We start from the raw sequence: 12795 nt of genomic DNA, 5'->3' as shown, positions 1-12795 counted from the left end.
TTTGAGAGGAAGTGTTCAAATGGCTATACCTGCCATTCAGCCGTATCAAATGCCGACAGCGTCTGATATGCCCCAAAACAAAGTATCATGGGTGCCTGATCCAAATCGGGCTGTCTTGCTAATACACGATATGCAAAACTATTTTGTTGATGCTTTCACAGCTGGAGCGTCTCCGGTAACAGAGCTTTCAGCGAATATACGAAAGCTGAAGGATCAATGTGTTCAGCTTGGGATTCCTGTTGTCTATACCGCGCAGCCGGGAAGCCAAAATCCGGCTGACCGGGCGCTGCTGACAGATTTTTGGGGCCCGGGATTAAACAGCGGTCCTTATGAGGAGAAAATTATACCCGAGCTGGCACCGGAGAATGATGATCTTGTGCTGACAAAATGGAGATACAGCGCGTTTAAGAGAACGAACCTGCTCGACATTATGCGCAAAGAGGGACGCGATCAGCTGATCATTACCGGCATTTACGCCCATATTGGCTGTCTCGTTACAGCATGTGAGGCATTTATGGAGGATATAAAAGCCTTTTTTGTGGGAGATGCAGTTGCTGATTTTTCATTAGAAAAACATCAAATGGCACTGGACTATGCGGCTGGACGCTGTGCATTTACCGTGATGACTGATAGTCTTCTTGATCAGCTGCAGAATGCGCCGTCAGACGTTCAAAAAACGTCAGCAAACACCGGCAAAAAAGAAGTGTTTACATGTGAGAATATCCGTAAACAAATTGCTGAGCTTTTACAAGAAACACCGGAAGACATTACAGATCAAGAGGATTTGCTCGATCGTGGTCTAGATTCGGTAAGGATCATGACATTGGTGGAACAATGGCGCCGTGAAGGGGCAGAGGTGACTTTCGTGGAATTGGCTGAACGCCCAACGATCGAAGAATGGCAGAAATTGCTCACAACCCGCAGCCAGCAAGTGCTGCCAAACGCGGATTATTTATAAAAGGAGGGTAAACAAACGGATGCCTGATACAAAAGATCTTCAATATTCTTTGACCGGGGCGCAAACTGGCATATGGTTTGCTCAGCAGCTTGATCCGGACAATCCAATCTACAATACGGCAGAATATATAGAAATCAATGGACCCATCAATATTGCTCTTTTTGAAGAAGCTTTGCGGCACGTGATCAAGGAAGCGGAATCGCTGCATGTCCGCTTCGGTGAAAATATGGACGGGCCATGGCAGATGATAAACCCGTCTCCGGATGTACAGCTGCACGTCATTGACGTCAGCTCTGAGCCTGATCCGGAAAAAACAGCATTAAACTGGATGAAAGCGGATTTGGCAAAGCCGGTTGATTTAGGAGATGACCCTTTGTTCAATGAAGCTCTGTTTATTGCCGGGCCTGATCGTTTCTTTTGGTATCAGCGCATTCACCATATAGCGATCGATGGCTTCGGTTTTTCCCTGATAGCCCAGCGTGTGGCAAGTACATATACCAAGCTTATAAAAGGACAAACAGCTAAGGATCGTTCCTTTGGGTCTCTCCAAGCCATTTTGGAGGAGGATACAGATTATCGAGGATCAGAGCAGTATGAGAAGGATCGTCAATTCTGGCTGGACCGTTTTGCAGATGCACCTGAAGTTGTGAGCTTGGCTGATCGGGCGCCAAGAACATCTAACAGTTTTCTTCGTCATACGGCATATCTGCCTCCGTCTGATGTAAACACGTTAAAAGAAGCGGCGCGTTATTTCTCAGGAAGCTGGCATGAAGTTATGATTGCGGTGTCAGCTGTTTATGTGCACCGTATGACCGGCTCTGAGGATGTTGTGCTCGGCCTGCCCATGATGGGAAGGATAGGTTCCGCATCACTGAATGTACCGGCTATGGTGATGAACCTTCTCCCGCTTCGGCTGACTGTCAGCTCTTCGATGAGCTTATCTGAACTGATTCAGCAAATTTCCCGGGAAATCCGCAACATTCGGCGACATCATAAGTATCGCCATGAAGAGCTTCGGCGTGATCTGAAATTGATAGGAGAAAATCATAGATTATTTGGCCCTCAAATCAATCTCATGCCGTTTGATTATGGTCTCGACTTTGCCGGGGCCCGGGGCATAACGCATAATCTTTCAGCCGGTCCTGTTGATGATCTATCAATCAATGTATATGACAGAACAGATGGCAGCGGGCTGCGAATTGATATTGATGCGAATCCCGAGGTATACAGCGAGTCTGATATCAAGCATCATCAGCAGCGTATCCTGCAGTTGCTGCAAGCGGCTTCAGCCGGGGAGGACATGCTGATTGGGCAAATGGAGCTTTTGCTGCCAGAGGAGAAAGAACAAGTCATTCATAAATGGAACCATACGGAAAAATCCGAGAAGCTGGTCAGACTCCAAGACATGTTCGAAAAACAGGTAGTTCATACGCCAGAACGTATCGCTCTTATGTGTGATGACATTCAATTCAATTATCGAAAGCTCAATGAAGAGGCAAATCGCCTTGCGCATCTGTTGATTGAAAAAGGCCTTGGTCCGGAGCAATTTGTCGCTTTGGCGCTGCCGCGTTCTCCAGAGATGGTGGCTTCAATGCTTGCTGTGCTCAAGACTGGTGCGGCGTATCTCCCACTTGATCCGGAGTTTCCTGCCGACCGTATTTCTTACATGCTGGAGGATGCGAAGCCTTCATGCATCATAACGACTGAGGAAATAGCAGCCAGTCTGCCTGATGACCTGGCTGTACCGGAGCTAGTGCTTGATCAGGCTGTTACCCAGGAGGTTTTAAAACGCTATTCGCCTGACAATCCGAATGTATCGGTTTCTCTTGACCATCCTGCGTATATTATCTATACATCAGGATCAACCGGAAGACCGAAGGGTGTCGTTGTGACACAGAAAAGCTTAAGCAATTTTCTGCTGTCCATGCAGGAGGCATTTTCTCTAGGAGAAGAAGACAGGCTGTTGGCTGTGACGACTGTCGCTTTTGATATTTCAGCATTGGAGTTATATCTTCCGCTGATTAGCGGTGCGCAAATCGTGATCGCAAAGAAAGAAACGATCCGAGAGCCACAGGCATTAGCTCAAATGATTGAAAATTTCGATATCAATATCATGCAGGCAACACCGACACTATGGCATGCTTTGGTGACGAGTGAACCTGAGAAACTTCGGGGGCTTAGAGTGCTTGTCGGAGGTGAGGCGCTGCCGAGCGGTCTTTTGCAGGCGCTTCAAGACCTTCATTGTTCAGTTACGAATTTATACGGTCCGACTGAAACAACGATTTGGTCTGCAGCAGCTTTTCTTGATGAAGGGCTGAAGGGCGTTCCGCCGATTGGCAAACCGATTTGGAATACGCAGGTGTATGTGCTTGATAACGGTCTGCAGCCGGTGCCGCCGGGGGTTGTCGGCGAGCTTTATATCGCAGGAACCGGCTTGGCCAGAGGTTATTTCCACCGCCCTGATTTAACGGCTGAGCGTTTTGTTGCAGATCCATACGGACAGCCGGGGACTCGGATGTATCGGACCGGAGACCAGGCTCGCTGGCGTGCTGATGGGTCTTTGGATTATATCGGGCGGGCGGATCATCAAATCAAAATTCGCGGATTCCGAATTGAACTTGGAGAAATTGATGCCGTGCTTGCCAAGCACCCGCACATTGAACAGGCAGCGGTTGTCGTACGGGAAGATCAGCCGGGAGACAAACGATTGGCGGCTTATGTAGTCGCTGATTCTGCTATCGATATTGCCGAGCTTCGCCGTTATATGGGGGCCAGTCTTCCTGATTATATGGTGCCGGCGGCGTTTGTAGAGATGGACGAGCTGCCGTTAACACCTAATGGCAAGCTTGACCGGAAAGCACTGCCGGCGCCAGATTTCAGCACATCTGTCAGTGGTCGGGCCCCGCGGACTCCTCAGGAAGAGATATTGTGTGACTTGTTTGCAGAGGTTCTCGGTTTGGCACGTGTCGGTATCGATGACAGTTTCTTCGAGCTTGGCGGTCATTCTCTTCTCGCAGCCCGACTGATGAGCCGTATTCGCGAGGTAATGGGAGCCGAACTTGGTATCGCCAAGCTCTTTGACGAACCGACAGTAGCCGGTCTCGCTGCCCATCTTCATCAGGCGCAGAGTGCACGTCCCGTTTTGCAAAGAGCTGAGCGATCTGAAAAAATCCCGCTATCTTTTGCCCAACGCCGGCTATGGTTCCTCCACTGTCTGGAAGGGCCGAGCCCTACTTATAATATTCCGGTTGCTGTCCGTTTGTCGGGTGAGCTGGATCAAGGAGTGCTGAAAGCGGCACTTTATGACCTCGTCTGCCGTCATGAAAGTTTGCGGACGATCTTCCCTGAAACACAGGGGACATCCTATCAGCATATTTTAGATGCCGACCAAGCCCGTCCTGAGTTACATGTTACTGAAATTGCTGAGAAGGAGCTTTCTGATCGGCTTGCCGAAGCTGTACGCTACAGCTTTGATCTTGCAGCTGAACCGGCCTTTCGTGCCGAGCTTTTTGTGATCGGTCCTGACGAGTACGTGCTCCTTCTTCTTGTCCATCATATTGTCGGGGACGGCTGGTCCTTAACACCGCTGACCCGAGACCTTGGGACGGCTTATGCGGCTCGCTGCCACGGAAAAGCTCCCGAATGGGCGCCTCTTGCTGTGCAGTATGCGGACTATGCGCTTTGGCAGCAAGAACTGCTTGGAAACGAGAATGATCCAAATAGCTTGATTGCCGGACAGCTTGCTTTCTGGAAAGAAACCTTGAAGAACCTGCCTGATCAGCTTGAACTGCCAACCGATTATTCACGTCCGGCTGAGCCGAGCCATGATGGGGATACGATTCATTTTCGTATTGAGCCCGGCCTTCACAAGCGCTTGCAGGAGCTGGCTCGCGCAAATAGGGTGAGCCTATTTATGGTGCTTCAATCCGGTCTCGCCGCTTTATTGACAAGGCTCGGGGCGGGTACCGACATTCCGATCGGCAGTCCGATCGCGGGACGGAATGATGATGCGCTGGGCGATCTTGTAGGGCTGTTTATCAATACATTGGTGCTCAGAACCGATACGTCCGGTGACCCAAGCTTCCGTGAGCTTCTTGACAGAGTGAGGGAAGTGAATCTGGCAGCCTATGACAATCAGGATCTGCCGTTTGAGAGACTTGTAGAGGTGCTCAATCCAGCTCGTTCGCGTGCGACGCATCCTTTGTTCCAAATCATGCTTGCGTTCCAAAACACACCGGACGCTGAACTGCAACTTCCTGACATGGAGAGCAGCCTGCGAATCCACAGTGTCGGTTCTGCCAAGTTTGATTTGACGCTGGAAATCAGTGAAGATCGCCTTGCTGACGGGACACCAAACGGAATGGAAGGACTGCTTGAATACAGCACTGATCTTTTCAAGCGGGAAACGGCTCAGGCTCTTGCTGACCGATTGATGCGCCTGTTGGAGGTTGCAGAGTCTGATCCTGACGAGCAAATCGGAAATCTGGATATTCTTGCGCCAGAGGAACGCAGCAGCATGGTGACAGATTGGCAAGGTGTATCTGAAAAGATTCCGCACGCATGTTTACCTGAGCAGTTTGAGAAACAGGCTGCATTACGTCCTGATGCCATTGCCGTTGTTTATGAAGATCAGGCACTGAGCTACGCAGAGCTGAATGAAAGAGCAAATCGGCTTGCCCGCATGCTGATTAGTGAAGGTGTCGGGCCGGAGCAATTTGTGGCATTGGCACTGCCCCGATCATTAGAAATGGCTGTCGGGCTACTGGCAGTACTGAAAGCCGGAGCAGCTTATCTGCCTCTTGATCCGGATTATCCGGCTGATCGAATTGCTTTTATGCTAAAAGATGCACAGCCCGCGTTTATCATGACGAATACTAAAGCTGCAGAGCACATTCCGCCAGCGGACAACGTGCCGAAAATCGTACTAGATGATCTCGAACTGGAAAAGAAACTAAACACATACCCAGCTGATAATCCGGATAATACGGATCGGACCCAGCCGCTTACGCCTTTGAATACGGCGTATGTCATTTATACATCCGGCTCTACAGGTGTTCCAAAAGGTGTGATGATTCCTCACCAAAACGTAACGCGTTTATTTGCAGCGACCGAGCACTGGTTCCATTTCAGCTCAGACGATATCTGGACCATGTTCCATTCCTACGCTTTTGACTTTTCAGTGTGGGAGATTTGGGGTCCTCTGCTGCATGGCGGGCGTCTCGTGATCGTGCCTCATCACGTCAGCAGATCGCCAGAAGCATTTCTGCGCCTGCTTGTCAAAGAGGGTGTGACCGTTCTGAATCAGACACCGTCCGCTTTCTATCAGTTTATGCAGGCGGAACGGGAACAGCCGGATCTCGGACAGGCGCTCAGCCTGCGCTATGTCATTTTTGGCGGAGAAGCGCTTGAACTCAGCCGTTTAGAGGATTGGTATAACCGCCACCCTGAAAATAGCCCGCAGCTTATCAATATGTATGGTATTACAGAAACAACCGTGCATGTGAGCTATATCGAATTAGACCGAAGCATGGCAGCTTTACGGGCAAACAGCTTGATCGGCTGCGGCATTCCCGATCTTGGTGTATATGTGCTGGATGAGCGCCTGCAGCCGGTGCCGCCGGGTGTTGCCGGAGAGCTGTATGTATCAGGAGCGGGGTTAGCACGAGGCTATCTAGGCCGGCCTGGTTTAACATCTGAACGCTTCATAGCTGATCCGTTCGGTCCTCCAGGCACTAGGATGTACCGCACTGGGGATGTGGCCCGCCTCCGCGCTGATGGTTCTCTTGACTATGTCGGCCGCGCCGATCATCAGGTGAAAATTCGGGGATTCCGGATTGAACTGGGAGAAATTGAAGCCGCGCTGATTCAGCATCCGCAGCTTGAAGATGCGGCAGTGATCGTTCGTGAGGATCAGCCGGGAGATAAACGGTTGGCAGCTTATGTCATCCCTTCGGAAGAAACATTTGATACGGCGGAACTGCGCAGATATGCTGCTGAGAGATTGCCGGATTACATGGTGCCTGCTGCCTTTGTGACGATGAAAGAATTGCCGCTGACACCGAATGGAAAGCTAGATCGTAAAGCGCTGCCCGCTCCGGATTTCGCAGGGGCAGTGACAGGGCGCGGACCGAGAACGCCGCAGGAAGAAATTCTCTGTGACTTGTTTATGGAGGTGCTTCACTTGCCGCGTGTCGGCATTGATGATCGTTTCTTTGATTTAGGCGGACATTCCTTGCTTGCTGTACAGCTCATGAGCCGCATCCGCGAATCCCTCGGCGTTGAACTCAGCATCGGCAACCTATTCGAAGCGCCGACTGTTGCCGGTCTTGCTGAAAGACTTGAAATGGGATCAAGCCAAAGCGCTCTTGATGTTCTGCTGCCGCTCCGAACAAGCGGAGACAAGCTTCCTTTATTCTGTGTTCATCCGGCAGGGGGGCTCAGCTGGTGCTATGCCGGTTTGATGACGAATATAGGAACGGATTATCCGATCTATGGCTTGCAGGCACGGGGAATCGGGCAGCGCGAGGAGCTTCCGAAAACACTTGATGACATGGCGGCCGATTACATTGAACAAATACGAACGGTTCAGCCGAAAGGCCCGTACCATCTGCTGGGCTGGTCCCTGGGCGGGAATGTCGTTCAAGCGATGGCCACCCAGCTGCAAAATCAAGGAGAAGAAGTTTCCCTATTGGTGATGCTGGATGCCTATCCAAACCACTTCCTTCCTATAAAAGAGGCGCCGGATGATGAGGAAGCGCTTATTGCCCTTCTGGCGTTAGGCGGGTACGATCCAGACAGCTTAGGGGACAAACCGCTAGATTTTGAAGCAGCAATTGAGATTCTTCGCAGTGACGGCAGTGCGCTTGCGAGCTTGGATGAAACGGTCATTTTAAATCTGAAAAATACGTATGTCAATTCTGTCGGCATTTTAGGCTCCTATAAGCCGAAAACCTTCCGTGGAAATGTTTTATTTTTCAGATCAACAATCATTCCTGACTGGTTTGATCCGATTGAACCTGATTCGTGGAAGCCTTATATTAACGGACAGATTGAACAAATCGACATCAACTGCCGTCATAAAGATTTATGTCAGCCGGAACCGCTGGCTCAAATCGGCAAGGTTCTCGCTGTCAAACTGAAAGAGTTACATCAATAAGGGAGGAGAAATAGATGGCAAATCCTTTTGAAAATGCGGATGGCACCTATTTGGTGCTGATCAATGAAGAAGGCCAATATTCCCTATGGCCCGGTTTTATAGATGTGCCGAGCGGCTGGACAGTCGTTCATGAACAAAAAGGGCGTGAAGCTTGTCTGGACTATATCCAATCACATTGGAGAGACATGAGGCCAAACAGCCTAAAGACTGTTGAAAATGTGTAATCGCATAAAAAGAGACTGCAGCAAGCAGTCTCTTTTTCTATTTTACGCAGACGTTTGGGTATGATCACAATCTCTGACTGGGTTTCCGTTTTCATCTGTACACCAAGATTGGGATAAAAACGCTAAAAACACAGCGGCCCACTGATCGGCAAACTGAATTAGAATGCCCCCGTCATGCCAAGAGCCGTTGTCTTTTTTCCAGCGGGTATCCATTGCATTCCCTTGATTCATATGGATATTGTGCATGCCGTTGGTCGGGGTAAAGCCGAATATTTTATCTGCAGCCTGTTCAGGTCCGAATTTGGAACCGAATATATAAACCGGCGCTTTCTCATCTTGCGCTTTCTTCATATACGTTTCAATAAAATCATTTAAATCATTATCAGGCCCCGTGATTTCATGCGGCAAAGGCTTCATTTCTCCTGGGTCAAACAAATTGCCCCGCACGTAATCAAGCGCCACTTCACGGTTTGCCTCATTGATCCGTGTATATCCATACGGCATGTTCGGAAGGATGGTAATCGAGCTCGAATCAAACTGATCGTCAGCCAAATACAATACTTCAGATTCCTCAGAACTGGACATCACATTGATGGCGCACCTGTAATACGTATTCTCTTCACCGAGCACTTTGACTTGGAAATGAGGACTGTCATCATCGGTTTCACGCTTCATGTCTAAGACAATGCCTTTTAACACGCCATATTGCTGAACAGCCATATGAATCCTCCTTTATGATCAACTTCATAATCATAATTCGTGAAATGATCTCTTTTTCCTTTTAAAAGATAAAAAAAGCCTGCAGAAATCTTTCTGCAAGCTCAATGTGAATTAAGCGCCCGCCACAGATGATTCATCCTGTAAAGCTTTCTCGGCAGGAACATATTCATAGCCTAGATCCCTCGCTACAGCTTCATAAGTTACGTGTCCGTTTGCGGTGTTTAAACCCGCTCTCAGTGCCGCATTGTCTGCGAGCGCTTTTGCTGCCCCTTTGTTCGCGATTTGCAGCGCGTATGGAACTGTAACATTAGTCAGAGCGATTGTTGATGTGCGAGGAACAGCGCCCGGCATGTTCGCTACAGCATAGTGCACAACACCGTGTTTTTCATATGTCGGCTGGTCATGTGTAGTGATATGGTCGACCGTTTCGACGATGCCGCCTTGGTCGATTGCTACATCAACAATGACTGAACCAGGTTTCATTTGTTTTACCATTTCCTCAGTCACAAGAGTCGGAGCTTTAGCACCCGGAATTAATACTGCGCAAATGAGAAGATCCGCTTCCGCCACAGCATCAGCAATATTGAGCGGATTAGAAATTAACGTTTTAATTTGATGGCCGAAGATGTCATCAAGCTGGCGCAGGCGGTCTGCGTTTAAGTCAATGATCGTCACATCTGCACCAAGTCCGACAGCCATTTTCGCCGCGTTTGTCCCGACCACGCCTCCTCCGATAATCGTTACTTTTCCGCGAGAAACGCCCGGCACCCCGGCAAGCAAAATACCTTTTCCGCCTTTAGGTTTTTCTAAGAATTGAGCTCCGATTTGCGCTGCCATTCTGCCCGCAACCTCGGACATTGGCGTGAGAAGAGGCAATGTCCGGCCTTCACTAACCGTTTCATATGCGATGGCAGTTACTCCTTTATCCTTCAAGGCCTGTGCAAGCTCAGGCTCAGCTGCTAAATGGAGATACGTAAACAGCACAAGACCTTTGCGGAAATAAACATATTCTTCCGGCAGCGGTTCTTTTACCTTCATGACCATTTCGGCGTCCCAGACCTGTTTCGGATCAGCAATGATTTCCGCTCCTGCTGACTCATAGGCTTCATTTTCAAATCCGCTTCCAAGGCCCGCGCCTGTTTCAACCAGTACCCGGTGGCCGTTTGAAATGAGCTGTGAAACGCCTCCAGGTGTTAAAGCGACACGGTTTTCATTGTTTTTTATCTCTTTAGGAACCCCTATGATCATATCTGTCTCCTCCTGTATCTGTGATATTTTTAGTGTAGCTCGATATTTTGGAAAATTCTTTGTTTGATTAAGAAAATAAAAAAACATGGATTTGTGAAATTTCACAAATCCATGTGCCGAAGTTTAATATCTAAATACATGGTGAATTTTTGATTCACATTTTTTAAATCAATTTCAGCGATCTGGCTGATTCGCTTGAGACGGTAATTCAACGTATTAACGTGTATATTTAATAGCTTGGAAGCCGTATTCACGCTGCTGTCTGCTTCAATAAAGCGCTCTAGCGTCTCTACCAGATTTGACTGGTGATCCCGGTCATATTGTTCCAGTTTGCAAAGCGAGTAATTATCATAGCCCGCCAGTTTCCGTTTTTCATATAAGACATCTAAGTATTGATAAATGCCTAACTCAGAAAAGCTGAAAAGATGTTTGGTCTCTTCCGCGAACCGTTCCTTCGCTTTTAAGACGGACAATGCCTCCTGATAGGAGCGGGAGACAAAAGAAATAGAGCTGTATATTCCGCCGAAAGCGATAGAAACGTCTTCTATTTTATACCGCTCCTTCAGCTGTTTTTGCGTACTGAAAGCAAACTGTTTTAAATCTTGAAAAGGATGATCTGTTTTGGGTACGGTTAATATAATCAGTTCATTAGAATCTACGGTCGCCAGCAACACGTAAACCTGCTGGGTCGTTTCCTGTAAATATTGCAGCTGCTGTTCGATTTTTTCAGTCAGCTCACCGTTTATGCGGATGATCATAACGGAAAATTCTGAAGGAGCGGCCATTCCAAGCTTATGGAACCCATCCGCCATGTCGTCCTCCTGATGGATGTGTCCAGTCAGCATTTTCCAGAAAAATTCTTGGCTGCGTTCTTCATTTTTTGTTTTTCTGATTTGAAGTTTAAGAAGTTTGTTTCTCACTGCTTTTGCCGCCATTTGCAATGTCATCAGGTCATCATCAGACAATGTTTTTTGGATCTCAAGCGCCCATATGAAGCCAAGCACTTGGTTGTTTTTCCAAATCGAAATAGCGACCCGATTGCTCAGCCCGACTTCATCGATTTGCTTGACTCTGATCGGCTGGTCCGTTTTTAAGAGAGCAGGAATTGTCCCGTCTTTCCACAGCTTGTTAATCACCTTCTCCGGTACCCTTCTGCCAATAATGGTAGACGTCCGGGCAGGGTCTGTGCAGTCGCTGTGTGTACTGTAGGCAAGCAGCTTGTGGTTAACATCCTCTATGGTGATCGGGCACCGCAGAACGTCGCTGATATGATCAGCCACATCTTCAAGTCTGTCAAAACTATATTTAAACGGATCATTCGGCATGGTCATAAATCTCCCTACTTTTCGTGCTTGATTTCTCTTTGACATCTCATCCCCTTCCTTTTATTATGATTGTTGTTGTTTGTGAAAATCAACAACAAAGAAAAACACTTACATGAGAGAAACGTTCTATATACATGTGGCGGTGAATCGCCTTTTTCAAGTACAGTTGTATGCCTTATATGATACGAAAGCTTATCCTATTAATCTTCTAAGAGAGTCATCGGAGGCGGGACTGATTAAGGAAAGAAAAAACTGAACCTTTCAGAAATGGTGCTGTAGCATCAAATATTCTGAAAGGTTTTTTTTGGGAGTTGGAGAATCATTTGGGTCTTTTGGATTATTCGGAGGATGAAAAGAAGATTAAGAAAATAAACCTATTTACTTTACAATATATGTTATTTTTAAGTGGTTCGAGGTAAACCATTGGACTCATTTTGTAAAATTAAAACATATTTGTTTGACTATGCCGAAAAACTGTTTTTATAATAATGACGTTCTAAAAATAAGTGAATTAGCCCATATTTAGGCTGATGGCACAGGAGGTAATGAGGAATATGGCAGGATTAATTCGTGTCACACCCGAAGAGCTAAGAGCGATGGCGAAGCAATACGGCGTTGAAAGCCAAGAAGTATTAAATCAGGTTGATCGTTTAAACCGAATGATCTCTGATTTGAAAAGCATGTGGGAAGGTGCTTCAAGCGAAGCGTTCGCAGATCAATACGAGCAGCTCAAACCTTCATTTATCAAAATGTCAGATTTGCTTCAAGATGTGAATCAGCAGCTTGATCAAACAGCAAATACACTTGAGTCTACTGACCAAGACATCGCAAATCAAATCCGCGGATAACAGTATGAAAGGGAAGGAGCGCCTGATTCAGAAGAAGACGGCGCTCTTTCTATGTAAGGGTGATCCTAAATGTATATTGATATTACTATAGATTTGAAACATTATAACGGCAGTGTCTTTGATCTCAGATTGTCAGATTACCACCCGGTGAAAAAAGTAATTGATATTGCTTGGCAGGCCCAAAGCGTATCTATGCCTCCGCGCGAAGGGCACTGGATCAGAGTGGTTAACAAGGATAAGGTGTTTTCCGGAGAATGCAAGCTGTCTGATTGCGGCATTACAAACGGAGACCGGCTTGAAATATTATGAAAGGATC

8 protein-coding genes are annotated in these 12795 nt (G+C 47.7%); 5 read left to right on the top strand and 3 right to left on the bottom strand.

The genetic code is table 11. The features are described from left to right. Positions 1-19 precede the first annotated feature (19 nt). Genes BFW96_RS18545 through BFW96_RS18535 form a run of 3 tightly spaced genes read left to right on the top strand, consistent with a single transcriptional unit; the run spans position 20 to position 8338 of the window. Positions 20-958: an isochorismatase gene (locus BFW96_RS18545; protein ID WP_069840253.1), complete on the top strand. Its 939-nt coding sequence runs from the start codon at positions 20-22 to the stop codon at positions 956-958. 19 nt (positions 959-977) lie between these two features. Continuing rightward, complete coding sequence (dhbF, locus tag BFW96_RS18540; protein ID WP_069840252.1) at positions 978-8114, top strand: non-ribosomal peptide synthetase DhbF; 7137 nt, start codon at positions 978-980, stop codon at positions 8112-8114. A 14-nt stretch (positions 8115-8128) separates the two neighbouring features. Then, complete coding sequence (locus BFW96_RS18535) at positions 8129-8338, top strand: MbtH family protein (protein ID WP_014665214.1); 210 nt, start codon at positions 8129-8131, stop codon at positions 8336-8338. A 42-nt stretch (positions 8339-8380) separates the two neighbouring features. Here the strand turns inward: BFW96_RS18535 and BFW96_RS18530 are convergent, their stop codons facing one another. The 3 genes from BFW96_RS18530 to adeR all read right to left on the bottom strand — a co-directional run bounded on the left by BFW96_RS18530 (position 8381) and on the right by adeR (position 11676). Next, complete coding sequence (locus BFW96_RS18530) at positions 8381-9058, bottom strand: YukJ family protein (RefSeq protein ID WP_069840251.1); 678 nt, start codon at positions 9056-9058, stop codon at positions 8381-8383. Between the two features lie 111 nt (positions 9059-9169). Next, entirely contained in the window at positions 9170-10306 is a 1137-nt protein-coding gene (ald, locus tag BFW96_RS18525; protein ID WP_069840250.1) for an alanine dehydrogenase, read from the bottom strand. A gap of 101 nt (positions 10307-10407) precedes the next feature. Beyond that, positions 10408-11676 (bottom strand): sporulation transcriptional activator AdeR, encoded by a 1269-nt coding sequence (gene adeR / locus BFW96_RS18520; RefSeq protein ID WP_083252920.1) that lies wholly within the window; start codon positions 11674-11676, stop codon positions 10408-10410. Positions 11677-12185: 509 nt separating this feature from the next. On the opposite strand from adeR, the gene BFW96_RS18515 reads away from it, so the two are divergent. Both BFW96_RS18515 and yukD read left to right on the top strand, forming a co-directional pair. Further along, complete coding sequence (locus BFW96_RS18515; protein ID WP_003220661.1) at positions 12186-12479, top strand: WXG100 family type VII secretion target; 294 nt, start codon at positions 12186-12188, stop codon at positions 12477-12479. A 69-nt stretch (positions 12480-12548) separates the two neighbouring features. Next, entirely contained in the window at positions 12549-12788 is a 240-nt protein-coding gene (gene yukD / locus BFW96_RS18510) for an ESX secretion system protein YukD (protein ID WP_003228763.1), read from the top strand. Positions 12789-12795: the final 7 nt, after the last annotated feature.

This window comes from Bacillus sp. F56, assembly GCF_001748205.1.
Lineage (GTDB): Bacteria > Bacillota > Bacilli > Bacillales > Bacillaceae > Bacillus > Bacillus stercoris.
This window is presented reverse-complemented; position numbering and strand designations above follow the sequence as displayed.